The following is a 26,409-nucleotide window of genomic DNA, read 5'->3' on the forward strand; positions in this document are numbered from 1 at the left end:
CAATTAGTAAAATTTTATAATATAAGATATTATAGTTATAAGATAAGATAGAGGGGTGAAAATATGTTTAACGTTTTAGTAGTAGATGATGAAAAGGAAATTAGAGATGCTATTGATATATATCTAAGAGGAGAAGGCATGAAGGTGTTTAAAGCTAAAGATGGTGTAGAGGCATTAGAGTTATTGGATAAAGAAAAAATACATCTTATAGTTTTAGATATAATGATGCCAAGAATGGATGGGATAAAGACATGTTTAAAGATTAGAGAAAAAAGAAATTTACCCATTATAATGTTATCAGCCAAAGGAGAAGACAGTGATAAGATATTAGGATTAAATGTAGGTGCTGATGATTATATAGCTAAACCATTTAATCATTTAGAGCTTGTTGCAAGAGTTAAGTCTCAATTAAGAAGATACCAAAAACCCTTAGAATTAGAAGGTGAGAGTCCGGATATAATAGAAGTAAAGGACTTAATAATAAATAATAAAGAAAAAACAATTTTCTTAAGGGGAGAAGAGGTAAAAGTTACGGCAACAGAATTTAAAATACTTCAACTTCTAGCATCAAACTTAGGAAGGGTTTTTTCTATAAAAGAAATATATGAAAAAGTATGGGAGGAACCATTTTATAGAAGTGAAAATACTGTAACTGTTCATATTAGAAGGATAAGAGAAAAGATAGAACTTAATACAAAGGATCCTGAATATATAAAGGTAGTGTGGGGAGTTGGATATAAAATTGAAAGAGAAGATTAAAAGGTATATAACTGGTGTATGGGGAATAGAAATTTTAACCGTATGTATATTATTAGTTACATTAACTATAGGATATTATCAATCTTTTAATAATACTTTTTCAGATTTAGGAGCGGGAACATTTGATGCATTATTAAATAAAGATAAATACATAGAATCAATGATATATTATGAAAGTAAAGATATATCAAAATATATATATTCACATACTAATAATCTGGAAGATATTAGAGCATTAGAATATGAAAATGAACATCTATCAGAAAATAATTATTTTTATGGGGATTTATTTTATGCACTAATAAATAAAGAAACAGGAAATTTCACTACTAATGATATAAAGTTGCGTGAAGCAGTAGAAAAGGATGATAATACTGTAGCTTTGCGTGAAGATAGTATAAATACGTATCTAAAGGAATTTGGATATTCATCTGTTAGAATAGATAATAAAGATAAATATAATTATTATGTTACTAGTACTACAGATAAGATAATTAAACAAAATGTAGATAAATATATAGAGATATATTATAGAGACCCTAGCGTATATACATATCTTATAAAAACAGATACTATAACAGCAAAAATAATGATAATATCAACAATACTTGCTATAGTGCTTTTATTAAAGATAATAGTAAACTCTATAATTAACAGTAAAAATATACATTTAGAAATTAAAGTTTTAAAGAGACTTATTTATGTTTTAAGATATGGCTACAAATACAAAAATACACGTAATAAAATGATGCTTTCTTTTGGGGGAGCAATAGCAGTAATACTAGTTTATTTATATTTAATTGCAGGAATAAGAAACCAAAATGTTTTAGTAACATTTTTAACTAGATATCCATTTAAGGGAACGTTAATCTTGGTGCTGATTCCATTAGGTTGTGTATTATATTCCTTAAAGAAAAGTCTTGATATTTCAGTTATTAATGATGGACTAAAGAAAATTAATTCAGGTGAATTAGAATATAAACTAAGTGATATTGGAGAAAGAGAAGTTAAAGAATTAGTAGAAAATATAAATCAAATAAGAGAAGGATATATAATAGCTTTAAATGAAAAGGTAAAAAATGAGAAATTAAAAACAGAGCTAATTTCCAATGTTTCTCACGACTTAAAAACACCATTAACATCAATAATAAACTATGTAAATATATTAAATGATACTAATATAACAGAAGAGGAAAGAAAAGATTATTTGACTATATTAGATAGAAATTCAAAGAGATTAAAGACTCTTATAGAAGATTTATTTGAAGTATCAAAATTAAACAGTGGGAAAATGACTATAGAAAAGCATGAAATAGATATAGTTTCTTTAGTATATCAAGGTATTGGAGAGTACTCAAATTTATATGAAGAAAAAAATATGGAATTTAAGGTAAGTACAAATGAGGATGAAATTTTTGTTGATTTAGATGGTAAATTAATGTCTAGAGTATTTGAAAATATAATTGTAAACGCCTTAAAATATTCACTTAATAATACTAGAGTATATATAGATATAACTTCTAAAGAAAACTCTGTAGAGGTATCTTTTAAAAATATATCCAATTATGAAATGGACTTTAATACACAAGATATTTTTGAGAGATTTGCAAGAGCTGATAAATCAAGAAATTCATCTATAGAAGGATCGGGAATGGGGCTTGCAATTACAAAAAGCATAGTAGAACTTCATAATGGGAATATAAAAATCGAAGTAGAAGGTGACATGTTTAAAATTTATTTAATCATACCTAAGAAATAATATGTTATAATAATAATTAAATAATAATAATTAAATATAGGAGTGATAAATATGTCAGTTTTATTTGTTGAATATCCAAAGTGTACTACATGTAGAAAAGCAAAGAAGTTTTTAACAGAAAATAATATAGAATTTATAGATAGACATATAGCTGATGAAAATCCAACAAAAGAGGAACTTAAAGATTGGATAGCTAAAAGTGGTTTACCAATAAATAAATTCTTTAATACATCAGGTGTATTATATAGGGAAATGCAATTAAAAGATAAAGTTAAAGTATTACCTCAAGATGAACTTTTAGATATATTAGCATCTAATGGAATGCTTGTAAAAAGACCAATAGTAATAAAAGATAATACTGTTTTAGTAGGATTTAAAGAAGAAGAATGGATAGAAAAGTTAAAGTAATAAATGTTATTTAACTTTTAATTCTAAGAAATAAAAATTATTTATAAAAGCTGTTATTAAAGGTGAAAAAAGGAGATATTAAATGAATATCTCCATTTTTTCTTGTTTAGTATTAGATTATTAAATTTTACAAAGGAAAAAATAGAAATTATAATTAACTATATATTGTATATTGATGGAAATGGAAAGAGTATTACATACTATATGTAGTGGAAGGGGAAGAGTATGACACATTTACTTAATATTTGTAGGTTAGCTTTAGATGGAATAGATAATGGTCAAGGTATTTATACAGAGGAGAGGCTTTTAGAAGCATTAAATCATATAGTTAGACCTAATATGGAAGATGAAGAAATAAGAAATTCAATAATACAAGTAGCTTTAGAGCTTACATCAGATACAGAACCACAATGGCAAAATGCAGCAGCAAGACTATATGTGTTTAAACTTTATGATAAAATAAGAAAAAGTAGAGGACTTACTAACGACGATAATATATATGGCGATTTATATGGATTTATAAATCAATTAACTGATAAAGGACTTTATGGAAAATACATATTAGAAAATTATACAAAAGAGGAAATAATAGAATTAGAAAATGAAATTAAACCAGAAAGAGACTTTTTATTTACTTATAGTGGAATAAACCTTTTAGCAAAAAGATACCTAGTTCAAGATTTTGATAGAAGTACATTAGAACTTCCACAACAAATGTTTATGGGAATAGCAATGCATCTAGCAATTCCAGAAAAGAAAGAAGTAAGAGTACTATGGGCAAAGCGATTTTACGATGTATTAAGTTCTCTTAAGGCAACTATGGCAACACCAACAATGTCTAATGCTAGAAAGCCATTTTATCAACTAAGCTCATGCTTTATAGATACAGTACAAGATAGCTTAAAGGGAATATATAAGTCACTTGATAACTTTGCAGAAGTTTCAAAGTTTGGTGGTGGAATGGGAATATACATTGGTAAAGTTAGAGCTTTAGAATCACCTATTAGAGGATTCAAGGGAGCTTCTGGTGGAGTGATACCATGGGTAAAATTATTTAATGATACAGCCATAGCGGTAGATCAATTAGGAGTAAGAAATGGATCAGTTGCTATATGGTTAGATGCTTGGCATAAGGATTTACCTGAGTTTTTACAATTAAAAACTAATAATGGTGACGATAGAAAGAAAGCACATGATGTTTTTCCAGGGCTTTGTTATCCAGATTTATTTTGGAAGCTTGCAGAAACAGATATAGATGCAAATTGGTATATGATGTGTCCTCATGAGATTAGGTTAGCAAAGGGCTATTCATTAGAAGACTTCTATGGAGAAGAGTGGGAAAAGAAATATTATGAATGTGTTGAAGACGAGAATATAAGCAAAAGGGTAATGTCAGTAAAAGAAATAGTTAGATTAATAATAAAGAGTGCTGCTGAAACTGGAACACCATTTGCTTTCTATAGAGATACAGTAAATAAAATGAATCCAAACAAACATAAAGGAATGATATATTCATCAAATCTTTGTACTGAAATTATGCAAAATATGAGTCCAATGGATATTCAACAATCTGAAGTAAAAGATGAAAATGGAGATACTATAATAGTTGAAAGAACAAAATCAGGTGATTTTGTAGTATGTAATTTATCATCAGTAGTTTTAGGAAATGTTGATGTTAAAAATGATGAAGAACTTGGATATGTTGTAGAAACTCAAATAAGAGCTATGGATAATGTAATAGATTTGAACTATTATTCAGTACCATTTGCAGAAGTAACTAATAAAAAATATAGAGCAATAGGGCTTGGAACAAGCGGATATCACCATATGCTTGCAAATAATTTAATTCATTGGACAGAAGATAGACATAAAGAGTTTGCAGATGATGTTTACGAGAGAATTAATTATCATGCAATAAAAGCAAGTATGAATATTTCAAAAGAAAAAGGAAGATATTCATGTTTCGAAGGATCAGACTGGGATAATGGAAATTATTTTGATCTTAGGGATTATAAATCAGAAAAATGGAACGTTCTAAGAGAAGAAGTAAATACTTATGGAATGAGAAATGGATATTTAATGGCAGTAGCTCCGAATGGATCTACAGCAACTATAGCAGGAACTTCAGAAGGCATAGACCCAGTAATGGCAAGATTCTGGCTTGAGGAAAAGAAGGGAAGTATAATACCAAAAACTGCGCCAAATTTAAATGAAGAAAACTATTGGTACTATAATTCTGCGTATAATATAGATCAAAAATGGTGCGTGCAAATAAACGGAGTAAGACAAAGACATATAGATCAAGGGCAATCATTTAATTTATATATAACAACTAATTATACTATGAGACAAATTATGAATTTATATATAGAAGCTTGCAAATCTGGAGTTAAATCCATATACTATGTGCGTTCAAAATCATTAACAGTAAGTGATTGCGAAAGTTGTTCAGCATAAGTTTGTGATAATACTAATAAGGTCTTGGAGGGTAATAAATGTTTATAAATAAGAAACCTCTTTTTAATGAGTTTGGTGATACTGAAACATCTAAAAAGAGAATGATAAATGGAAATACTACTAACTTAAATGATTTTAATAATATGAAATATACTTGGGTTTCAGATTGGTATAGGCAAGCAATGAATAACTTCTGGATTCCAGAAGAAATAAATCTTGCTCAAGATTTAAAAGATTATAATAAATTGACACATGAAGAAAGAACAGCTTATGATAAAATACTTTCTTTCTTAATATTCTTAGACTCAATACAAACAGCGAATTTATCTAATATAAATAATTATATTACAGCAAGTGAAGTTAATTTATGCCTAACAATACAAGCTTTTCAAGAAGCTGTTCATTCACAAAGTTATAGCTATATGTTAGATACAATATGCTCTCCAGAAAAAAGAAATGAAATATTATATCAATGGAAAGATGATAAAATATTATTAGAAAGAAATAAATTTATAGGTGAGCTATATAATAATTTCTTAGAAGCACCAACTCAAGAAAATCTTATTAAAACTATAATGGCAAACTATATTTTAGAGGGAATATATTTTTATTCAGGATTTATGTTCTTCTATAATTTAGAGAGAAATGGTAAGATGCCTGGGTCAGCACAAGAAATTAGATATATAAATAGAGATGAAAATACTCATCTTTGGTTATTTAGAAATATATTAAAAGAATTACAATTAGAGCAACCTGAAATATTTACAGAAGAAGTAAAAAATCAACTAAAAGAAATGATGAAAACTGCAGTTGAGCATGAAATTTCTTGGGGAAATTATGTTATAGGTGATAATATTCAAGGAATAAATAAAAATTTAATTAATGATTATATAAAATATCTAGGAAATTTAAGAATGAAGGCTATAGGATTAGATGAAATTTATGAAGGTTATGATAATAACCCAGCAGCTTGGGTAGATATATTATCAGATGCTAATTCAGTTAAGACAGATTTCTTTGAAGCAAAATCAACTGCTTATGCTAAGGCTGGGGCTCTCATAGATGATTTATAAAAAACAATAAAATGTAAGGATATCTATAAAATATACATTTTTAGATATCCTTTTTTACTATAATAAAATCAATAAATATATTAAATAAAAAGTAAAAAAATAATAGTTTCTTTGAAAAAAATGTAAAATTTTTTAGAATAATTATACTTATATAGAAAATATGCAAATAAAATGAATAAAAAAATAAAATAAATGATAGAAAATAATAAAAATTATGTGTATTCTTATTAACATAGGCGGAAAATATGTTATAATACATTGTAGTTGTAATTAAAAAAACAGATTAGTACTTTCTATAAATTTCATATATAATTTGAATTTATAGCTATTATTAAGGAGGAATCTCGGAAATGAAAAAAGGTATAGCTGCGTCTAAAGGTTATGCAATAGGAAAAGTATTTTTACAAGAACATGAAGAAATAGTAATAACAGATGCAAAAGTTTCTAATGTAGAAGCAGAAAAAGAAGTGCTACAAAAAGCTTTAGAGCAAGCAAGGGCTCAACTAACTGCTATTAGAGATAAAGCTTTAGCAGAAATAGGAGAACATGAAGCTCAAGTTTTCGAAGCTCACCTAACTTTATTAGATGACCCAGAATTTACTGGTGGGATGCTATTAGAAATAGAATCAAATAGCGTCAATGCAATGAAAGCGGTTGAAAGCGTTACAAATATGTTTGTAATGATTTTTGATTCAATGGAAGATGAATACATGAAAGAAAGAGCTGCTGACATAAAAGACGTTTCTAAGAGGATAATTTCAAACTTAGCAGGAAAAGGTGGAGATGCATTTGCAATAACTGAAGCAAATACTGTAGTTGTAGCTCACGATTTAACTCCATCAGATACAGCTCAATTAGATAGAAGCAAAGTTGTTGGTTTCTTAACTAATATCGGAGGAAGAACTTCTCACTCTGCTATTATGGCTAGAACATTAGAAATACCAGCAATAGTAGGTCTAAAAGATATAACTACATCAGTTAAAAATGGAGATACTATTATAGTTGATGGTATTGAAGGAATATGTATAATAAATCCTGAGCAATCAGTTATAGATGAATATACAGCTAAGAGAGAAAAGTTCTTAGCAGAACAAGAAGAATTAAAGAAATTAATAACTGTAAAGACAGTTACTAAATCAGGAAGAAGAGTTGAAGTATGTGGAAACATAGGTTCACCAGCAGATGCTGAAGCAGTAGTTGCAAATGGTGGAGATGGTGTTGGACTATTCAGAACTGAGTTCTTATACATGGATAGAGATTCAGCTCCAACAGAAGAAGAACAATTCGAAGCTTATAAGAAAGTTCTTGAAATAATGGATGGAAAACAAGTTGTTATAAGAACACTAGATATTGGTGGAGATAAAACACTTCCATACTTACCATTACCACAAGAAATGAATCCTTTCTTAGGCTACAGAGCTATAAGATTATGCTTAGATAGAAAAGATATATTCAAGGTTCAAATAAGAGCTTTATTAAGAGCTTCTGTTTATGGAAATCTTGCAGTAATGTTCCCTATGATTTCAGGTTTAGAAGAATTCCAAGCTGCAAAGGAATTTGTAGATGAATGTAAAGCTGAATTAAAATCAGAAGGAATAGAATACTCAGAAAAAATTCAATGGGGTATAATGGTTGAAATCCCTGCTGCGGCTGTATATGCAGATGAATTAGCTAAGCATGTAGATTTCTTCTCAATAGGAACAAATGATTTAATTCAATACACTTTAGCGGCTGATAGAATGAGCGAAAAAGTATCATACCTTTATAATCCAATGCATCCAGCTGTATTAAGATTAATAAAGATGACTATAGATGGAGCTCATAAGCATGGCAAATGGGTTGGAATGTGTGGAGAAATGGCTGGAGATGAAGCTGCAATTCCAACATTAGTTGAATATGGTTTAGATGAATTCTCAATGAGTGCTACATCAATCTTAACAGCTAAGAAAATAATATTAGAACAAGAATAATTAAAATAAAGAAAAGTCGCATACTATAAATGCGACTTTTTTATTTTAAATTAATATCTTATATGCATAATAAATATATAGGATTAACTAAGGTGGTGAAAATATGAAAAAAGTTCTAGAAATGTTTATTGCATTCTTTAAAATAGGAGCTTTTACCTTTGGAGGCGGATATGCAATGATTCCATTAATAGAAGAGGAGGTTGTTAATAATAAAAAATGGATTGAAAAAGAAGAGTTTATGGATGTATTAGTTGTATCACAAAGTCTTCCAGGTGCATTAGCGGTTAATTGTTCAATATTTCTTGGGTATAAAATTGGAGGATTAATAGGCGCTATAATGGCTCTATTAGCAGTCATATTACCATCGTTTTTAATAATTATCATAATTGCAGCTTTCTTTATGCAGTTTAGAAATAACTATTATGTTAATGCTGCTTTTAAAGGGATAACTGCAGCAGTTCCTATGTTAGTACTAGTTGGAGCAATAAGCTTGAGTAAGGGGTTAGAAAAGAATAAAAGAACAGTTCTAACAATAATAGTAGCACTTATAGCATTAACATTTTTTGATATTCATCCAATTATAGTAATAATGGCATCAGCTATATATGGAATCATCTTTTTAAGAAGGAAGGTGAGCTAGTTGGAGTTATTGATAAAATTATTTTTTTCTTTCTTTAAGATAGGTTCATTTAGCTTCGGTGGAGGCTATGCTATGCTTCCTTTTATTCAAAGAGAAATAGTAGAAAATAATAATTGGATTAGTATAAATGAATTTTTGGATATTATAGGAATATCACAAATGACACCAGGACCAGTTGCAATAAATTCAGCAACATTCGTAGGGTACAAATTGGCTGGGGTTTTAGGAAGTGTTATGGCAACTTTAGGAGTAGTTATAACATCCTTTATATTAGTATCTATAATTAGTAAAACATTAGAAAAATTTAAAGAATCTACAGTTATTAAAGCGGCATTAATGGGAATGAGACCAGTTCTAATTGCTTTAATAATAAAAGCTTTTTTAGATCTAGCTAAAGAATCCTATTTAGATTTAAAGAGTATCATAATAACTTCGATAATAGGAGTAATACTATTAAGTAAAAAAGTACACCCTATATTAGTTATAGTAATAGCAGCAATAATAGGATTAATATTCTACTTATAAAAATTAAAATGAGGTAATTATAAATGAGAAAAAAGGGTATAAAGACTTATGAAAAAGCACTTAGTTTATATAATGATGGATATATAGATAAAGCTATATTAGTTTGCGAGGTAGGTATATCAAGAGACTTACAAGATTCAAATTTACTTAATTTAAAAGGCCTACTGTTATATTTAAAAGGAGATCTTGAAGATGCAATCTCATTATGGAAAATAAACAAATATAATAATGAAGATGAAATTTCCGAAGCGTATTTAAAAGATATAGAAAGAGATTTCCAAAGAAGAGATTTATTTAAAGATGCAGAAAAATTAATAGAAGACTTAAATATAGATGCAGCTATAGAAGTTTTGATGTATTGTAAAGAAAGTGACTATAATTCTATAAATGTAAATAATGCTTTAGCAATATGTTATATGAGAAAAGGGCAATATGATGATTGTAAAAGATGCATTGAAAAAGTATTCTCTTTAGATAAGGGTAATATATTAGCTAATAGTATTAATAAAGAAATAGATGAAATATTAAATACAAACAGTAATAGAAATATTGGAATAAAACCCATTCTAGTAACATCTATAATATGTATTATTATAGTATCAGGAATCCTAGTGAAATATAAATTACAAAATAATTCAAAAAATAATACAGAAAGTAGTTTTGATATAGCTAATAAAAATGAAAGTATAGTAGAAGAAAATTCGGGGGGAATTTTAAATTCTATTGATAATAGTACAGAAGAAATTAGTAATGAGACAGAAGAAGTCAGTAATGTTATGGAAGAAATTAATGATGGTATAGAAGATAAAGAAGAAGTTGATTTAGAACACAATGCATTAACAGAAGAAGAAATAAGAGAAAATTATATTGAATCAACTAATTTGTTTGCTGAAGAAAATTATGATGCTGCTAGAGATATATTAGAGGATACAGTTTTATATTCAGAGAATAACCATTTAAATGATGATATAATATTTTTGCTAGCTTCAACGTATGAAAGATTAGGGATGAATGACCAAGCAATAAAAAGTTTTGAAAAGTATATATCTAGCTACGAAAATGGGAACTATATAGAAGAGTCTTATTATAAGATATCTTTACTTTATAAGGATTTGAATACTGATAAAAGTAAATACTATGCAAAAGAGCTTGCATCTAAGTATTCAAACTCAATTTATAATAATAGTAATATAGACGATATCTTAAATAATTAACTATAGGAGTGACGTAGATGATAACGGTAATAAAGGGAATTAAGGTTTATTCTCCAGAATACCAAGGAGAAAAAGATGTAGTAATATCATCAACTAAAATTGAAGGGATATATGAAAATCTAAAGATTCCTAAGGATTTTATAGATATAAAGATTATAAATGGAGCAGGAAAATTACTTTTTCCTGGCTTTATTGATTGTCACGTTCATATTAATGGTGCTGGTGGAGAAGGAAGTTTTAAGACTAGGACTCCAGAAATAAAATTAACAGACTTAACAACTGCTGGTATAACAACAGTTGTTGGGTGCATAGGAACAGATGGAATTTGTAGAGATATGGCCAGCTTGATAGCTAAGGCAAGGGCTCTAGAAGAAGAGGGTCTAACTACATATTGCTATACAGGTTCATATGAAATACCAGTAAAAACTTTAACTAATAGTATAAAGGGAGATATAATGCTGGTTGATAAGATTATAGGAGTAGGAGAAGTAGCTATTTCTGATAATAGAAGTTCTCAAGCTACATTTACACAATTTGCTCAAACAGTAGCTCAAGCTAGAGTTGGAGGATTATTAGCTGGAAAATCAGGAATAGTAAATATCCATTTAGGTAATGGAGATAGAAAGTTAAATTATTTATTTAAGTTAATTGAGGAAACAGAAATTCCAGCAACACAATTGCTTCCAACTCATATTAATAGAAATAAAGAATTATTTGAGGCCGGAGAAGAATATGTAAGCAAGGGTGGGTTTATAGATCTTACTACAAGTTCAGATCCTAGTTGTTTAGAACCAGGTGAGCTTAGAGCAAGTGAAGGATTAAGTATTTTGCTTAATAATAACGTTGATTTATCACATGTTACATTTTCTTCAGATGGAAATGGAAGTATGCCTATATTCGATAAGGATGGAAGCTTAAGTAAAGTAGGTATTTGTGCAGTATCAACTTTATATGGAGAAGTAAGAGAAGCTATAAAAACATATAATATAAAAATTGAAGATGCTATTAAAGTTATAACATCTAATGTTGCAAGTATATTAAAACTTTCAAATAAGGGAGCAATAGAAAAGGGAAAAGATGCTGATTTAGTTTTAGTAGATGAAAGTTCATTAGAAATAGATACTGTTATAGCTATGGGAAAAATAATGATTCAAAATGGGAAACCAGTAGTGAAGGGAACATTTGAATAATAAATAATTAATAAATAATTATTAACAATTGAAAATGGATAATTGAGTTGGAAATTCAGCTTTTGCTGAATTTCTTTTTTTATTATTAATATAGGCTAATAGTTTGAAAACTTAATATAATAAGCATAAGTTTTATATTTAAAATTATAAACTAGTAGGAATGTCTTTCGACATTCCTATGATCTTTTTAATATTTTGTTTTGAAAAATAAGTGTTGGCCAATAGATTTACTATCAGCTTTTTCAACATCTTGCATCCAGGAGCAAGTAGCTATAGCAGGATTATAAAAGAATAATGCTTCATTTGTAGGATCATTACCTTTTATAGCCTCATAAACTGCATTATAACATTCTTCAGTTGGGGTAACAGATATTTGACCATCTACTACACAAGAGAATGCCTTAGGTTGAAATATAACCTCACTAATGCTATTTGGAAATCCTGGACTTAATACCCTATTTAAAATAACCGATGCAACTGCAACTTTACCCTCATAGGGTTCACCTTTACTTTCAGCATAAACGATTTTAGCCATCAAATTTACGTCATCTTCTGTTAAATATAGTATGTTGTCATTGTAATTGAAAACCTCAATCACATTTTCTTTTGGCATATTTATTATAGTACTATTTACTTCTCCATTTAAATTAGTGCTTATTGAACTGTTAGAATTACCTACTAAACTAACATTTTTATAAGCAAACACAGGTATTTCTGCTGAAAATAAAAAGGTTAAAAATAAAATAGGTATTGTTTTTAAATATTTCATAAATAACCTCCTTTTGGATAATATATAATCCAAAATTATTATTTCCAAAAGGAAAAATTTAATACACATTATTTTTCCAGAATATTTTTGTAATTAGAATAAGCATCTATTACATCATTTCTTTTAGAAGTAGCATTCTTATAATTTTTGTTAATTTCTTTAGAGAACTTATCTATATCTGAACAAGTTTTCTCGTATATAACAGCTTCTTTAATAGATTTTAAATAGATATAGTACATATTAAAATATTCATCTAAAGCATCATATATATCCATGCATCCATCTGGAATAGACATAGATATAATTTTAGATTTCAAATTTTCATAAGATTTTTCCTTGCTATATAAATCCTCAACTATAACCTGTAAATCTCTTTTGTCTTCTCTTATTTTATTGATAGCAGGCATTAAATCTTCATTTAATGAGTTAAATTCTGAATTAAATGAATCAAGACGAAGAAAAAATTCTCGTTGTTGCGTATTTTGAAACTCAGAATCTCTATTAACCTTAATTATAGTATTCAAATAATTATAAGTATTATCAAAAAATTGTAATGTATCATTAGAAAAATCTATATTAATTTTGTCTTGTGCTAAAATAGAATAATCTTTTAGGCAAATTTCTTTAAAGGAATTAAAGTTATCTAAATCAGCACTAGACGTTATGTCCTTAGGATTAGAGAGAATATTAATACAATTATCATATAAGGATATAGTAGAGCTTATAGCATTGCTTAAATCATTTTTTATAGATGAAATTTCAGAATCAGTATCTTCGACTTGAGAAGTTAAATTTAATAATTCTTTTAGTTTATTTGATCCAGATACTAAAAGGTCGTAGGATTTAGTTGTATCAATAGTTAAATCTTTTATACCTGATTCAAGATTTGTATTTACAGTATTTAATTCATTACCAATACTTTTTAGAGTTCTTTTAGCTCTATTGGAATCTGAGTTATATATGATAAAAAACATTGAAAATGATAAGAGTAACAGTAGCGATATTATGAATACCGTTAAATTTTTATGATCCTTGAACAAAGTACTAAGTTTTTCTTTCATAATTTTATCACCCCATATAAATTTCTTTACATAAATTTATATTACAGTAAAGTGAAAAATATTATAGAATTAAAAAAATTTTAAATATTATACTAAGAATTTACTTATTGGTGTATAATTAATAGTATATGAAAATTAGGGGGGTGCCCTTTATGCAGGAGATTAGTACAGTTATAACAAACACTCTAAAAAATATATCTATATTTGCAGTTTTAGATATATTAGTAGTTGCCTATATATTCTATAAAGGATATATACTAATAAAAGAAACAAGGGCAGAACAACTTTTGAAGGGTATTATACTTATGGTGGCATTGATACCTATAAGTTATGTCTTAAAACTAGAAATGCTAAACTTCATTTTAAATAAGACATTGACCATTGGTCTTTTATCTGTTGTTATAATATTTCAACCAGAGATAAGAAGAGCATTAGAGCACATAGGAAGAAGTGCTTTTGAAGAATTACACAATATTCAAGATGAAGAAGAAAGAAACTTAACTGTAAATGAAATAATTAATGCAGTTGGAAACTTAGCAGAAACAAAAACGGGTGCATTAATAGTTATAGAACAGGCGACCAGATTAGGAGAAATACTTAATTCTGGAACTATTTTAGATGCAAAAGTAACTTCAAATTTACTAGAAAATATATTTGTTGTTAATACACCATTACATGATGGTGCTACTATAATAAGAAAAGATAGAATATTAGCATCAGGATGTGTACTTCCACTTACAAATAATAATACAATAAATAAAAAGCTTGGAACAAGGCATAGAGCAGCAATAGGTTTATCAGAAGTTTCGGATTCTATAGTTTTAGTAGTATCTGAAGAAACTGGGATAATCTCTTTAGCCATAAATGGTAGATTAACAAGAAATTATGATAGAGAAAAATTAAGAGTAATTTTACTTAAAATGATGCAACATAATGATAAGAAGAATGTTAAATCAGCTGGGGAGAGGGTGAAAGCTTGGATAAGAAGGAAAAAAGTAGATTAATAATACCAGTAATATGCCTTTTATTATCTATAGGCTTATGGGTTTATGTAACCAATGTAGAAAATAAAATAAGAACTACAGAAATAAGTAAGATACCAGTTGAATTAATTAATACAGAAGCTTTAACTAGCTCAAAATTAGCATTAACACCAAATCAGGAATTATATGTAACTTTAAAAGTTGAAGGAAATACAAGTGACATAAATAAAATAAAAAAAAGTGACTTTAAAGTTCAAGTTGATTTAAGTGAATATGCTTGGAAAAAGGGAGAAAATAAAGTTCCTGTATCTATAGTAGATTATCCGATTACGGTAAGTATAAGAAATACTAATACACTGACAGTATCGGTTAAGATAGAAGATATGGTAGAAAAAACTATGCCGATAACCTCAAATATTAAAGTTACACCAAGACAAGGATATTTTGCATCAGAGGCAACTATAGAACCAAAAGAAGTTAAGGTAACGGGAGCTGAATCAGTTGTTTCAAAGGTATCAAATTTAGTTGTCTCAGATAATAAAGAGGATGTTTTTGAAAATGTAGTAGGCAGTTATGATATAAAACCATTAGATGAAAATGGAAACGCGGTTGAAGGAGTTTTGCTTTCAGAAAAATTTGCTAATGTTGAAATAAGAGTTAGTAAAGGTAAATCTGTAAAAGTAAATGTAGTAACTACAGGAAAGTTACCTAATGGACTTAAACTAAAGTCCATGGAAAGCAATAAAAAGTTTGTGGAAATTTTAGGGCCTAAGGAGATATTAGATACAATAAGTGAAGTAAATTCAACTCCTCTAGATTTAAGTTCAGTAAATGAAAGTAAAGATGTATCGCTTGGGATAGTAGTTCCAGAAGGATTAAGAATATCTCAAGGGGAAGATTATATTACAGTTAAAGTTAATGTAATAAGATTTGCTACTAAGGATTTTAATGTGAAATATAGTATAACAGGGGAAAGTGAAGGCGTAAAAATTACACCAACTAAAGATACCATAAAGGTGACTATAAGTGGTTATGAAGATGAAATAGGAAATGTAACTGAAGAAAATATAAAAGCTTCTATAGATGTAAGTTCATTTAAGGAAGATGGAAGCTTTGAACAAGAGCCTAAAGTTACACTTCAAGGTTTAAATGAGAACTTCAGTGTAGTTTCTGTTGAAAATGTTGCATTTACAGTAGCAAAACAAGTTGCTCAAAAGCCACCTGAAACTAATAATAATGTTAATAATAGCAATAATAATGAGTAATTCAAGTGAAAAGATGCATAGGTATTTCTATGGATCTTTTTTTATTTATTAAAAAAGATATAAGTTCTCACTAATATTAAGTGAAGATAAAATTATTAAGATATATGGCTATTTACTTTTTATCTAAAGTTATTTATAAAATTAGATGATATAGATTATTTAATATAAGAAAATAGTAGAAAATAATACATATAAAAATAATACTACTAATAATAAATTTATGTTAAAATAAGGTGCAATCTAATGAATGTTTAATTTAAATTATATATAAGGTACAATAAAGCTTTGATATATAAGAGTGACTAATAGAAAGGGGATTATAATATGTCCATTAGAGTTAATAATATAGCTTTAAAGATAGATGAAGATAAAGACACATTGATTAAAAGGGTTTCTAAGAAGTTAAAGATTTCTGAATCAGAAATAAAAAATATTAAAATAATAAAAGAAAGCCTAGATGCAAGAAAGAAAAATGATATAAAGTACATATATTGTGTAGAAGTAGAACACAAAAATGAAGAAAAATTAGTTAACAGATTAAAAGATAAAGATGTAAAGTTTGAAGCACCTTCTTATAATGCAGAAATAGTTTCAGGGGATAAGGAGCTGAAAAATAGACCAGTAGTAGTTGGATTTGGACCAGCAGGAATATTCGCTGCATTATTACTAGCAGAAAAAGGATATAAACCATTGGTGATAGAACGTGGAGAAGATGTGGATAAAAGAACAGAGACTGTTGATAACTTTTGGAAAACAGGTGAATTAAATACAGAGTCTAATGTTCAATTTGGAGAAGGTGGAGCTGGAGCTTTTTCAGATGGTAAGTTAACAACAAGAATAAAAGATACAAGATGTGATTATGTTTTAAGAGAGTTAGTTAGAGCAGGAGCACCAGAAGAAATTACTTATGTAGCAAAACCTCACGTTGGAACAGACCTTCTAAAGGGTGTAGTAAAAAACATCAGAGAAAAAATAAAGGAATTAGGTGGAGAAGTTTTATTTTCATCTAAATTAGAAGATATAAAAAGCGAAGATGGTAGAGTAAAATCTATTATAGTAAATGGCAAAGAAATAGAATGTGAAAATCTTATTATTGCAATAGGACACAGTTCAAGAGATACATATGAAATGTTACATAAAAGAGATGTATTTATGCAACCTAAAGCTTTTGCAATTGGTGTTAGAATAGAACATCCACAAGAACTTATAAATAAAAGTCAATATGGAGATATGTATCAGCATCCAAAGCTTAAGGCAGCTGAATATAGGTTAACATATCAAAGTGAAAAGTTAAAGAGAGCTGTATATTCATTTTGTATGTGTCCAGGTGGGGTTGTAGTTGCAGCAGCATCAGAAAATGAGAGATTAGTATCAAATGGTATGAGTTATCATGCTAGAGATTTAGCTAATGCAAACTCAGCTTTAGTTGTAACTGTAGGACCAGAAGACTTTGAAGGAGATTCACCACTTAGAGGAATGGAATTCCAAAGACATTATGAAAGCTTAGCATATAAGTTGGGAGGAGGAAAGTATAAGGCTCCAGTACAATTAGTTGGAGATTTTATGCAAGATAAAGTTAGTACAAAGCTTGGCTCTGTTACTCCTAGTTATACAGCAGGATATGTATTTAAAGATTTAAGAGAGTGTCTTCCTGATTATGTAATAGAAGCGCTAAAAGAAGGTATAGTTGATTTTGATAAAAAGATAAAGGGATATGGAAACTATGACTCAATTTTAACAGGAATAGAGACAAGAACATCTGCTCCAGTTAGAATGACAAGAGATGAAAACTTACAAAGCATATCTATGAATGGGCTATTCCCAGCAGGAGAGGGAGCTGGATTTGCAGGTGGTATAATATCAGCTGCAGTTGATGGATTAAAGGTTGCAGAGAAAATAATTCAAGAATATAAACCAATGAAATAAATATTAAAGAAAATTCTGAAAATTTAAGTTTTCAGAATTTTTTTTGCTACAATATAAAGGGAAATATTTGTAAATTATATCAACAATTGATATAAATTTCACAAAATTATAGTGTATAAATATTAATTAGGGATTATAATAAATATTAAAGAAAGAAAATTCTTAATTATTAGAATAATACTTGATTATAAAAAAACTTACACTATTAAATGAGGGGTGCTGAAATGAGTAAGAATTTTGATGACTTATTAAAAAAGGTCAATGGTTGTGCTAAGAAGAAAGTTGCAGTAGCAGTAGCACAAGATGAACCAGTATTAGAAGCAATTAAAGCTGCTAAAGAAAGGGGAATAGCAGATGCAATTCTAGTTGGTGATTCAGTAAAAATAAATGAAATAGCTGATAGGATTGATATGGATCTTACACAATTTGAAATTGTAAATGAGACAAATGTAAATAAAGCTGCTTTAGAAGCAATAAGATTAGTATCATCTGGTGAAGCTGATATGGTCATGAAAGGATTAGTAGATACAGCAACATTTTTAAGAAGTGTTCTTAATAAGGAAGTTGGCCTAAGAACAGGAAAGCTTATGTCTCATGTAGCGGTGTTTGAAATAGAAGGGATAGATAGATTAATTTTATTAACAGATGCAGCATTTAATACTTATCCAGATTTAAAAGCAAAGGTTCAAATATTAAACAATGCAGTAGAGGTTGCACATGCTTGTGGAATAGAACTTCCAAAAGTGGCTCCAGTATGTGCAGTAGAGGTAGTTAATCCAGATATGCCAGCAACAATAGATGCATCATTATTATCAAAGATGAATGATAGAGGACAAATTAAGGGTTGTATAGTGGATGGGCCTTTAGCTTTAGATAATGCTTTATCAGAAGAAGCCGCCCACCATAAAGGAATAACAGGAAAAGTAGCAGGAAAAGCAGATGTAATTTTACTTCCAAATATTGAAAGCGCAAATGTTATGTACAAAACATTAACATATACATCAAAATCAAGAAATGGAGGACTTTTAGTTGGAACATCTGCACCAGTAATTTTGACATCAAGAGCTGATAGTTTTGAAACAAAGGTACACTCCATTGCGTTAGCTGCACTAGTTGCAGAAGCAAAAAAATAATATAAAATATGGGGGAGACTTTGTTATGTCTTATAAACTATTAATTATCAATCCAGGATCAACTTCAACTAAAATTGGTGTTTACCAAGATGAAAAAGAGGTTTTTGTTAAAACCTTAAGACATTCCGCAGAAGAAATAGGAAAATATGATAGCATTTATAATCAGTTCCTATTTAGAAAAGAAATAATTATAAAGGCATTAGAGGAAAATAATATTGACGTAAAAAGCCTGAATGCAATCGTTGGTAGAGGCGGAATGCTAAAGCCAATGGAAGGCGGAACATATTTAGTAAATAATCTTATGTTGGAAGATTTAAAAGTTGGAGTCCAAGGACAACATGCTTCTAACTTAGGAGGAATAATTTCAAATGAAATTGCTAAAGAATTAAATGTACCAGCATATATAGTTGACCCAGTAGTTGTTGATGAATTAGAAGACGTAGCAAGAATATCCGGAGTACCTGAATTACCAAGAGTTAGTAAATTTCATGCTTTAAATCAAAAAGCAGTTGCAAAAAGATATGGAATAGAGTCCGGGAAAGGTTATAAAAACTTAAATTTAATAGTAGTACATCTAGGGGGAGGAGTTTCAGTAGGAGCCCATAAAAATGGAAAAGTAATAGATGTAAATAATGCCTTAGATGGAGATGGACCATTTTCACCAGAAAGATCAGGAAGTGTTCCAATTGGTGAATTAATAAAGTTATGCTTTAGTGGTAAATATACAGAAAAAGAAATATATAGCAAGATAGTTGGAAAAGGCGGATTTGTAGCATATTTAAATACAAATGATGCTAGAGAATTAGAAAATTGGGTAGATGAAGGAAGAGAGGATGTTATAAAGTATTATAATGCATTTGTTTATCAAATTGCTAAATCAATAGGAGAAATGGCAACAGTTTTAGAAGGGAAAGTAGATAGAATTATAGTTACAGGTGGAATAGCTTATTGGAAAAAGCTTATAGTTGATTTAAATACTAAAGTAGATTTTATAGCACCAATCACAGTTTATCCAGGGGAAGACGAGCTGTTAGCTTTAGCTCAAGGAACTTTAAGAGTTTTGAGGGGAGAAGAGATAGCTAAAGAATATAAATAAGCAGTTAGGAGGACGTTTAAATGGCTTTAAAATTACTTATAATAAATCCAGGTTCAACATCAACTAAAATAGGGGTATATGATGGAGAACAAGAAGTATTAGTGGAAACTTTAAGACACTCATCAGAGGAAATATCAAAATATGAAACAATATATGATCAATTTAAATTTAGAAGAGACATTATAATGAATGTATTAAAAGAAAAGAACTTTGATATAAATACTTTAAATGCAGTAGTAGGTAGAGGTGGGATGCTAAAGCCTATGGAAAGTGGTACTTATAAAGTTAACGAAAAAATGCTTCAGGATTTAAAAGATGGTGTGCAAGGACAGCATGCTTCAAATTTAGGAGGAATAATTGCAAACCAAATAGGTAATGAACTGAAAATACCAGCTTTCATAGTAGATCCAGTTGTTGTTGATGAACTTAATGAAGTTGCAAGAATTTCAGGTGTTCCTGAATTAGAACGAGTTAGTAAGTTTCATGCATTAAATCAAAAAGCTGTAGCTAAAAGATATGCAAGGGAATCTGGAATTAAATATACAGATTTAAACCTAATAGTTGTTCATATGGGAGGCGGAGTTTCAGTAGGAGCTCATAAAAATGGAAAAGTAGTAGATGTAAATAATGCCTTAGATGGAGAAGGCCCATTTTCACCAGAAAGAGCAGGTTCGTTGCCAGTAGGAGCTCTTATAAAAATGTGTTATAGTGGAAAATTTACAGAGCAAGAAGTATATAGCAAGGCAGTTGGAAAAGGTGGGTTTGTAGCATACTTAAATACAAATGATGCTAGAGATGTGCTAAAGTTAGCAGCAGAAGGGGATAAGAAAGCTCAAGTTTGTTTTGATGCATTTATATATCAAATTTCAAAATCAATTGGAGAAATGGCAACAGTTTTAGAAGGAAAAGTTGATAGAATAATATTTACAGGTGGAATAGCCTATTCAGAAAAAGTTATAGATGAATTAAGGAAAAGAGTAGGATGGATAGCACCTATTGTAGTTTATCCAGGAGAAGATGAATTATTAGCCTTAGCACAAGGAGCAATAAGAGTAATGACAGGAGAAGAAGACGCTAAGGAATACATTTAAACTGAGAATATAAAGGCTACGATAACTAGATATGTTCCATAAGCTAAATAGCTATGCAAAGAAGTACTAGGCTCGTAAGATGTACTATGCCAAGAGTTTTGGTTAACTCGCTACGCTCAAACAAACCAACAACGCTAAGGCCTAGTACCTCTTCCTTCGCCAAGTACTTCTAATTGCTCGCTATATGTTTATTTAACAGTCTATTTATCTTAGCCAACTTATATTTTAAATTTAAATTAATATTGGGGAATGAAATACTTAGAAGCAAAACATCATTAACTTTTCATTATTTTGCTCTGTAAAATGCTACTAAGGTTTTAATATTACTTTTATGCAGTTGTCTTTTTTATTATCAAAAATATCATAAGCATGTTCACCATCATTTAATGATATTTTGTGTGTTATTATATCTCTAGCATCGAATTTACCTTCTTGTATAAGCTTTAAGATTGGATCAACATATGCTTGAGCTGGGCATTGACCCATTTTTAAAGTTACATTTCTAGAAAAGAAATCGCCAAGTGGAAATAAGTTATATCTAGCGCCATAAACACCAACCATAGAGACAGTACCACATTTTCTAATAGCTCTACTAGCAATTTCTATTGCAGATTTAGAGCCACCTTGAAGTTTTAGCATAGATTCCACTTTTTCAAATGTAGACATTTTACCATCCATGCCAACACAATCAATTACAACATCGGCACCACCATTAGTTAATTCTTTTAGATATTCTCCAGTATCATCATAATCTTCTAAATTAACAGTTTCTACACCCTTGTAGCTTTTAGCATGATTTAATCTATAGTCTACACAATCTACAGCGATGACTCTCTTTGCACCTTTGAATATTGCCCATTTTATAGATAAAAGTCCAACTGGACCACATCCAAGAACTACGACAGTATCACCTTTTTTCATACCGCTCATTTCAACACCCCAGTAAGATGTTGGTAATATATCAGTTAAAAATAATACTTGTTCATCTTCAAGTTCTTCAGGAATTATAGTAGGCCCAACATTAGCATAAGGAACTCTTAAATATTCTGCTTGACCTCCATCATAACCACCAAAGGTATCACTATATCCAAATAATCCTCCAACTTCTCCATAGGGATTAGAATTATCACATTGTGAATATAATTCATGATCACAATACCAACAATGTCCGCAAGAAACAGGGAAAGGTACAATAACTCTATCACCTTTTTTAATCTTTTTAACATCTTTACCTACTTCTTCAACTATTCCCATAGTTTCATGCCCTAAAACTGATCCCTTTCTAAGATTAGGAACTCTGCCATGAATTAAATGAAGGTCAGATCCACATATTGCTGTAGATGTAACCTTAACTATAATATCTTCATTATGTTCTATTTTAGGATCTTCAACATTTTCGACTCTAACATCTCTAATACCCTCATAAACAATAGCCTTCATAAGACACCTCCAAAAAATTATACTAGATATAGTTTTAGAAGTTTTTGTAGATAATATACTTGATAAATAAAGAAAGGTATTGAGATTACATATTTCAGAGGTATTATTAGGTTCTAATAAAAAAATTAAGATCTTTGCTAAAGTAGGATAAATTAAAGATATATAAGGTGTGGTTTAAAAGTTTTATTTTATAGAAATAGGAATAAATGAAGAGGAGTGGTATAAATAGATTGAGTATTAATAGGTTAGAAGGTAATTATATTACATGATTAAAATATTGACTAAGGATATATATTATTACCTTAGTCAATATTTACTAAGTTTTAAATTAAAGTTAGAATTATTAACTTTAATTCAATGAAATTATATGAGGTCGGTTACTCAATAGCTTAAAATAAGTTTTGCTAAATTTTATGGTTTCAATATTATTTTTATATATGTATCCTTTCTGTCGTTAAATATATTAGATGAGTAGTCTTGATTGTCAAATGCATTAGATTGGTCATTTCCAGTATTTTGAGTAGTACCTTGAGTTATTATGTCTGCTGTATTTCTAGTATCCCTAATACCTTCATATACAATTGCTTTCATAAAGCACCTCCAACAATTAAATAAAATTTTGAATTAATTGATATATATTAATTCTTCCAAAGTTGCATACCAAATATACATTAAAGTGCGAGGTAGTTTTAAAATATAAAATTATGGTAAAATATAGATATAGGAGGAGATATTATGATAACTTCATTTAATACAAATAATAGGATGACAATGGTTTCAGAAATGAAAGGTGACACAATATTTCAAATTTTAGAGTATGATGATTTAGAGGGATCAGATGATTTAAACTTATCAATACAATTAGATTTTATGAAAAAATCATCAATAAAATTAAGACAAATTAGATTAATACTAGATGATAGTTCAGTTAAGATAGAAGCAGGAGCCCTAAGTTATATGAAGGGGAATATAGAGATAGAAAATAAAACTGGAGGAATTATAGGACTTGGGAAAAAGTTTTTTTCAAGTAAGGTAACAAATGAATCAATGTTTAAGCCAATTATTAGGGGAAGTGGTGAGGTGTTTTTAGAACCCACATTTGGACATTTTACTTTAATAGAATTGGAAGACGAAGAAATAATTGTTGATGATGGGTTATTCTATGCATGTGAAGAGAGTGTAGAAGTAGAGCCTGTAATTCATAAAAATGTATCTTCATTAATTTTTGGAAATGAAGGAGTATATCAAACCAAATTAAGTGGAAGTGGTATAGTAGTATTGGAAATACCAGTTCCAGATAAGGAAATATTAAGATGTAAGATGTTTAGAGATACTTTAAAGGTAGATGGTAACTTTGCTATTTTAAGAAGTTCAAATATAGAATTTACTGTAGAAAAATCAGGAACTACATTAATAGGAACTGCACTCAATGGAGAAGGTTTACTTAATGTATATAGAGGAACAGGAGAAGTATGGCTAGTCCCAACTAAAGCTATATATGATGAGTTAAAGGAAAAGGGATTAAGGGAATTAAGATATCCACATGGGGATAGTAATACAGAGATTTAGATAAAAAATGCTTTATGGCAATAAAGTTGTAAACAAATAAAAAGACAGGTATAATTTATTAGTAGTATTCAAAAGAAAACAAGGAGTGAGATATTTGGGTCAAGCAGAAAGCAAGCTTAAAAATCCAGAGCTAGATCTATTTTTTGAAGCTGTTTTGAAGTTAGAAAATATAGATGATTGCTATAATTTCTTTGAAGATGTTGCAACAATAAATGAGCTTAAGGCACTAGCACAGAGAATGCATGTTGCAAAAATGTTGAAGGAAAAGAAGGTATATACAGAAATTGCAGATGAAACTGGAGCCAGTACAGCAACTATAAGTAGAGTGAATAAATGTTTGAATTATGGTACTGGAGGATATAACTTAATTCTAGATAGATTAGAAGAAAAATAGAATATAATAAAGTTGTAATAATAATAAAGTTGTAATATATAATTTGTGAATGTATACTATTTATTAGGACATTATGTAAAACCAATAAACCAATAGAAAAAGTGAGGTAAAAAATATGGGTAGAATGTTTGGGACAGATGGAGTTAGAGGTATTGCCAATACAGAATTAACATCTGAAATAGCGTATGGCTTAGGGAGAGCAGGAGCTTATGTATTAACAGAAGGAACTCACAAGCCAAAAATATTAGTTGCTAAAGATACAAGAATATCAGGAGATATGCTAGAAGCAGCTTTAGTATCAGGAATACTATCAGTAGGAGCAGAAGCTGTTATATTAGGCGTGGTTCCAACTCCAGCAGTAGCACACTTAATTAGAGAATATAATGCTGATGCAGGTATAATGATTTCAGCATCACATAACCCTGTAGAATATAATGGAATAAAGTTTTTTGATAATAAAGGATACAAATTACAAGATGAATTAGAAGATGAAATTCAAAGAGTTATAGAAAGTGGATTTGAAGGAGTACCAAGTCCAACAGGACATGACTTAGGAAGATCATCAATTGAAGTTGGAGCTCTTGATGAATATACTGATTATGCATTATCAACAATTCCAGTAGATTTAAAAGGTTTAAGAGTAGCTTTAGATTGCGCTAATGGAGCATGTTACAAAGCGGCAGTAAAGGCATTTAGACAACTTGGAGCAGAAGTTTATGTTATAAATGATAATCCAGATGGAACAAATATAAATGAAAACTGTGGATCAACACATCCAGAAGAATTACAAGATTATGTTATAAGAAAAAAATGTGATTTAGGATTTGCTTTTGATGGAGATGCAGATAGATGTTTAGCAGTAGATGAAAAAGGAAATCTTATAAATGGAGATTTCATACTAATGCTATGTGCAAAATATCTTAAAGACTTAGGAAAGCTTAAAGATGATACTTTAGTTGTTACAGTAATGAGTAATCTTGGTTTAGATATTGCTTCTAAAAGAGAAGGTATCAATGTTATAAAAACTAAGGTCGGAGACAGATATGTATTAGAAGAAATGGTTAAGGATGGATATGTTTTAGGTGGAGAACAATCAGGACATATAATATTCTTAGATTATAATACAACTGGTGATGGATTAGTTACAGCTCTTCAAGTTGCTGCAATAGCAAAGAAAAGTGGAAAAACGTTAAGTGAATTAGCTGGAATAATGAAGGAGCTTCCTCAAGTTTTAGTTAATGCTACAGTTCCAAATGAAAAGAAAAATATATACTTAGAAGACGAAGAAATAGTTAATGAAATAAAGAAGATAGAAGAAGCACTACATGGTGCAGGTAGAGTTTTAATAAGACCTTCAGGTACAGAACCACTAGTTAGAGTTATGCTAGAAGGGGAAAATCAAGAAGAAATAGATAAAATGGCGCATGGATTAGCAGATTTAATATTAAGCAAAATATAGTAGAATAATGAAAAAATGAAATTCTGCTTGAAATTATAATTTCAAATGTACATGAAATTAAAGAAGAAACTCAGCTGAAGAGCTGAGTTTCTTTTTTTATAAATATACAATTATTTTACAAATTTAGTCAAGTTTCAAGGGGCTAACGTTTTAAACTGATACCTATGTCAAGGACATTATAAAAAAAGGGTTATGCACAAAGAAGATGATTTCTGTATTGAACAGGGG

The 26,409-nt window shown here is 29.1% G+C and carries 23 protein-coding genes; 19 read left to right on the forward strand and 4 right to left on the reverse strand.

The window, feature by feature from the left end:
• The first annotated feature begins 63 nt into the window (after window positions 1-63).
• The 10 genes from I2E83_RS15255 (at window position 64) to iadA (ending at window position 11,995) form a co-directional block, all read left to right on the forward strand.
• Entirely contained in the window at window positions 64-759 is a 696-nt protein-coding gene (locus I2E83_RS15255; RefSeq protein WP_195264739.1) for a response regulator transcription factor, read from the forward strand.
• Window positions 743-2,518, forward strand: coding sequence for a HAMP domain-containing sensor histidine kinase (locus I2E83_RS15260; protein ID WP_195430751.1), 1,776 nt, complete (start codon window positions 743-745; stop codon window positions 2,516-2,518). The genes I2E83_RS15255 and I2E83_RS15260 overlap by 17 nt, the downstream gene beginning before the upstream one ends.
• 51 nt (window positions 2,519-2,569) lie before the next feature.
• On the forward strand, window positions 2,570-2,926 hold the full coding sequence (locus I2E83_RS15265) for an arsenate reductase family protein (protein ID WP_195264743.1): 357 nt from the start codon (window positions 2,570-2,572) through the stop codon (window positions 2,924-2,926).
• A 225-nt stretch (window positions 2,927-3,151) separates the two neighbouring features.
• Window positions 3,152-5,383: a ribonucleoside-diphosphate reductase subunit alpha gene (locus I2E83_RS15270; protein WP_195264744.1), complete on the forward strand. Its 2,232-nt coding sequence runs from the start codon at window positions 3,152-3,154 to the stop codon at window positions 5,381-5,383.
• 38 nt (window positions 5,384-5,421) lie between these two features.
• The gene (locus tag I2E83_RS15275; protein WP_195264746.1) at window positions 5,422-6,456 is read left to right on the forward strand and encodes a ribonucleotide-diphosphate reductase subunit beta; all 1,035 of its coding nucleotides are present in this window, start codon (window positions 5,422-5,424) and stop codon (window positions 6,454-6,456) included.
• 350 nt (window positions 6,457-6,806) lie between these two features.
• On the forward strand, window positions 6,807-8,426 hold the full coding sequence (ptsP, locus tag I2E83_RS15280; protein WP_195264748.1) for a phosphoenolpyruvate--protein phosphotransferase: 1,620 nt from the start codon (window positions 6,807-6,809) through the stop codon (window positions 8,424-8,426).
• A gap of 103 nt (window positions 8,427-8,529) precedes the next feature.
• The gene (locus I2E83_RS15285; RefSeq protein WP_195264750.1) at window positions 8,530-9,066 is read left to right on the forward strand and encodes a chromate transporter; all 537 of its coding nucleotides are present in this window, start codon (window positions 8,530-8,532) and stop codon (window positions 9,064-9,066) included.
• Window positions 9,067-9,591, forward strand: a complete 525-nt coding sequence (locus I2E83_RS15290; RefSeq protein WP_195264752.1) for a chromate transporter — start codon at window positions 9,067-9,069, stop codon at window positions 9,589-9,591. It begins immediately after the preceding gene.
• A gap of 23 nt (window positions 9,592-9,614) precedes the next feature.
• Window positions 9,615-10,805, forward strand: coding sequence for a tetratricopeptide repeat protein (locus tag I2E83_RS15295; RefSeq protein ID WP_195430753.1), 1,191 nt, complete (start codon window positions 9,615-9,617; stop codon window positions 10,803-10,805).
• Between the two features lie 17 nt (window positions 10,806-10,822).
• Complete coding sequence (iadA, locus tag I2E83_RS15300; RefSeq protein WP_195264756.1) at window positions 10,823-11,995, forward strand: beta-aspartyl-peptidase; 1,173 nt, start codon at window positions 10,823-10,825, stop codon at window positions 11,993-11,995.
• A gap of 187 nt (window positions 11,996-12,182) precedes the next feature.
• On the opposite strand, the gene I2E83_RS15305 is transcribed toward iadA, so the two are convergent.
• Both I2E83_RS15305 and I2E83_RS15310 read right to left on the reverse strand, forming a co-directional pair.
• Window positions 12,183-12,764: a cell wall hydrolase gene (locus I2E83_RS15305; protein ID WP_195264758.1), complete on the reverse strand. Its 582-nt coding sequence runs from the start codon at window positions 12,762-12,764 to the stop codon at window positions 12,183-12,185.
• A 68-nt stretch (window positions 12,765-12,832) separates the two neighbouring features.
• The gene (locus I2E83_RS15310; protein WP_207733816.1) at window positions 12,833-13,825 is read right to left on the reverse strand and encodes a hypothetical protein; all 993 of its coding nucleotides are present in this window, start codon (window positions 13,823-13,825) and stop codon (window positions 12,833-12,835) included.
• A gap of 152 nt (window positions 13,826-13,977) precedes the next feature.
• On the opposite strand from I2E83_RS15310, the gene cdaA reads away from it, so the two are divergent.
• The 6 genes from cdaA (at window position 13,978) to buk (I2E83_RS15340) (ending at window position 21,319) form a co-directional block, all read left to right on the forward strand.
• On the forward strand, window positions 13,978-14,829 hold the full coding sequence (gene cdaA, locus I2E83_RS15315) for a diadenylate cyclase CdaA (RefSeq protein ID WP_195264759.1): 852 nt from the start codon (window positions 13,978-13,980) through the stop codon (window positions 14,827-14,829).
• A complete protein-coding gene (locus I2E83_RS15320) occupies window positions 14,802-16,073 on the forward strand; it encodes a CdaR family protein (RefSeq protein WP_195264761.1) in 1,272 nt (423 codons plus the stop codon). Before cdaA ends, I2E83_RS15320 begins: the two co-directional genes overlap by 28 nt.
• 324 nt (window positions 16,074-16,397) lie before the next feature.
• Window positions 16,398-17,999, forward strand: a complete 1,602-nt coding sequence (locus tag I2E83_RS15325) for an FAD-dependent protein (RefSeq protein ID WP_195264763.1) — start codon at window positions 16,398-16,400, stop codon at window positions 17,997-17,999.
• A gap of 224 nt (window positions 18,000-18,223) precedes the next feature.
• Entirely contained in the window at window positions 18,224-19,132 is a 909-nt protein-coding gene (gene ptb / locus I2E83_RS15330) for a phosphate butyryltransferase (protein ID WP_195430754.1), read from the forward strand.
• 25 nt (window positions 19,133-19,157) lie between these two features.
• Window positions 19,158-20,228, forward strand: coding sequence for a butyrate kinase (gene buk, locus I2E83_RS15335; protein WP_195430756.1), 1,071 nt, complete (start codon window positions 19,158-19,160; stop codon window positions 20,226-20,228).
• A gap of 20 nt (window positions 20,229-20,248) precedes the next feature.
• Window positions 20,249-21,319, forward strand: coding sequence for a butyrate kinase (gene buk, locus I2E83_RS15340; protein WP_195264768.1), 1,071 nt, complete (start codon window positions 20,249-20,251; stop codon window positions 21,317-21,319).
• 309 nt (window positions 21,320-21,628) lie between these two features.
• On the opposite strand, the gene I2E83_RS15345 is transcribed toward buk (I2E83_RS15340), so the two are convergent.
• Together I2E83_RS15345 and I2E83_RS15350 are read right to left on the reverse strand one after the other, a co-directional pair.
• Window positions 21,629-22,759, reverse strand: coding sequence for a zinc-dependent alcohol dehydrogenase (locus I2E83_RS15345; RefSeq protein WP_195430758.1), 1,131 nt, complete (start codon window positions 22,757-22,759; stop codon window positions 21,629-21,631).
• Window positions 22,760-23,170: 411 nt separating this feature from the next.
• Window positions 23,171-23,350 carry a hypothetical protein gene (locus I2E83_RS15350; protein ID WP_195430760.1) on the reverse strand — a complete coding sequence of 60 codons (180 nt, stop codon included), beginning with the start codon at window positions 23,348-23,350 and terminating at the stop codon, window positions 23,171-23,173.
• 144 nt (window positions 23,351-23,494) lie between these two features.
• On the opposite strand from I2E83_RS15350, the gene I2E83_RS15355 reads away from it, so the two are divergent.
• The 3 genes from I2E83_RS15355 (at window position 23,495) to glmM (ending at window position 26,181) form a co-directional block, all read left to right on the forward strand.
• Window positions 23,495-24,328, forward strand: coding sequence for an AIM24 family protein (locus I2E83_RS15355; RefSeq protein WP_195430762.1), 834 nt, complete (start codon window positions 23,495-23,497; stop codon window positions 24,326-24,328).
• Between the two features lie 94 nt (window positions 24,329-24,422).
• Window positions 24,423-24,722, forward strand: coding sequence for a YerC/YecD family TrpR-related protein (locus I2E83_RS15360; protein WP_195264775.1), 300 nt, complete (start codon window positions 24,423-24,425; stop codon window positions 24,720-24,722).
• A gap of 115 nt (window positions 24,723-24,837) precedes the next feature.
• Window positions 24,838-26,181 carry a phosphoglucosamine mutase gene (glmM, locus tag I2E83_RS15365; RefSeq protein ID WP_195264777.1) on the forward strand — a complete coding sequence of 448 codons (1,344 nt, stop codon included), beginning with the start codon at window positions 24,838-24,840 and terminating at the stop codon, window positions 26,179-26,181.
• The last annotated feature ends 228 nt before the right edge of the window (window positions 26,182-26,409 follow it).

Source organism: Clostridium sp. D46t1_190503_E9, from assembly GCF_015555225.1.
Classification (GTDB): domain Bacteria; phylum Bacillota; class Clostridia; order Clostridiales; family Clostridiaceae; genus Clostridium.

Excerpts from the sequence above, each read along its gene's own strand:
- I2E83_RS15350 (WP_195430760.1), bottom strand. The coding sequence starts at position 23,350 with ATGAAAGCAATTGTATATGAAGGTATTAGGGATACTAGAAATACAGCA.
- I2E83_RS15295 (WP_195430753.1), top strand. The coding sequence starts at position 9,615 with ATGAGAAAAAAGGGTATAAAGACTTATGAAAAAGCACTTAGTTTATAT.
- I2E83_RS15285 (WP_195264750.1), top strand. The coding sequence starts at position 8,530 with ATGAAAAAAGTTCTAGAAATGTTTATTGCATTCTTTAAAATAGGAGCT.
- ptb (WP_195430754.1), top strand. The coding sequence starts at position 18,224 with ATGAGTAAGAATTTTGATGACTTATTAAAAAAGGTCAATGGTTGTGCT.
- iadA (WP_195264756.1), top strand. The coding sequence starts at position 10,823 with ATGATAACGGTAATAAAGGGAATTAAGGTTTATTCTCCAGAATACCAA.
- I2E83_RS15355 (WP_195430762.1), top strand. The coding sequence starts at position 23,495 with ATGATAACTTCATTTAATACAAATAATAGGATGACAATGGTTTCAGAA.
- I2E83_RS15310 (WP_207733816.1), bottom strand. The coding sequence starts at position 13,825 with ATGAAAGAAAAACTTAGTACTTTGTTCAAGGATCATAAAAATTTAACG.
- I2E83_RS15325 (WP_195264763.1), top strand. The coding sequence starts at position 16,398 with ATGTCCATTAGAGTTAATAATATAGCTTTAAAGATAGATGAAGATAAA.
- I2E83_RS15265 (WP_195264743.1), top strand. The coding sequence starts at position 2,570 with ATGTCAGTTTTATTTGTTGAATATCCAAAGTGTACTACATGTAGAAAA.
- ptsP (WP_195264748.1), top strand. The coding sequence starts at position 6,807 with ATGAAAAAAGGTATAGCTGCGTCTAAAGGTTATGCAATAGGAAAAGTA.
- cdaA (WP_195264759.1), top strand. The coding sequence starts at position 13,978 with ATGCAGGAGATTAGTACAGTTATAACAAACACTCTAAAAAATATATCT.
- I2E83_RS15270 (WP_195264744.1), top strand. The coding sequence starts at position 3,152 with ATGACACATTTACTTAATATTTGTAGGTTAGCTTTAGATGGAATAGAT.
- I2E83_RS15305 (WP_195264758.1), bottom strand. The coding sequence starts at position 12,764 with ATGAAATATTTAAAAACAATACCTATTTTATTTTTAACCTTTTTATTT.
- glmM (WP_195264777.1), top strand. The coding sequence starts at position 24,838 with ATGGGTAGAATGTTTGGGACAGATGGAGTTAGAGGTATTGCCAATACA.
- buk (WP_195430756.1), top strand. The coding sequence starts at position 19,158 with ATGTCTTATAAACTATTAATTATCAATCCAGGATCAACTTCAACTAAA.
- I2E83_RS15275 (WP_195264746.1), top strand. The coding sequence starts at position 5,422 with ATGTTTATAAATAAGAAACCTCTTTTTAATGAGTTTGGTGATACTGAA.
- I2E83_RS15255 (WP_195264739.1), top strand. The coding sequence starts at position 64 with ATGTTTAACGTTTTAGTAGTAGATGATGAAAAGGAAATTAGAGATGCT.
- I2E83_RS15345 (WP_195430758.1), bottom strand. The coding sequence starts at position 22,759 with ATGAAGGCTATTGTTTATGAGGGTATTAGAGATGTTAGAGTCGAAAAT.
- buk (WP_195264768.1), top strand. The coding sequence starts at position 20,249 with ATGGCTTTAAAATTACTTATAATAAATCCAGGTTCAACATCAACTAAA.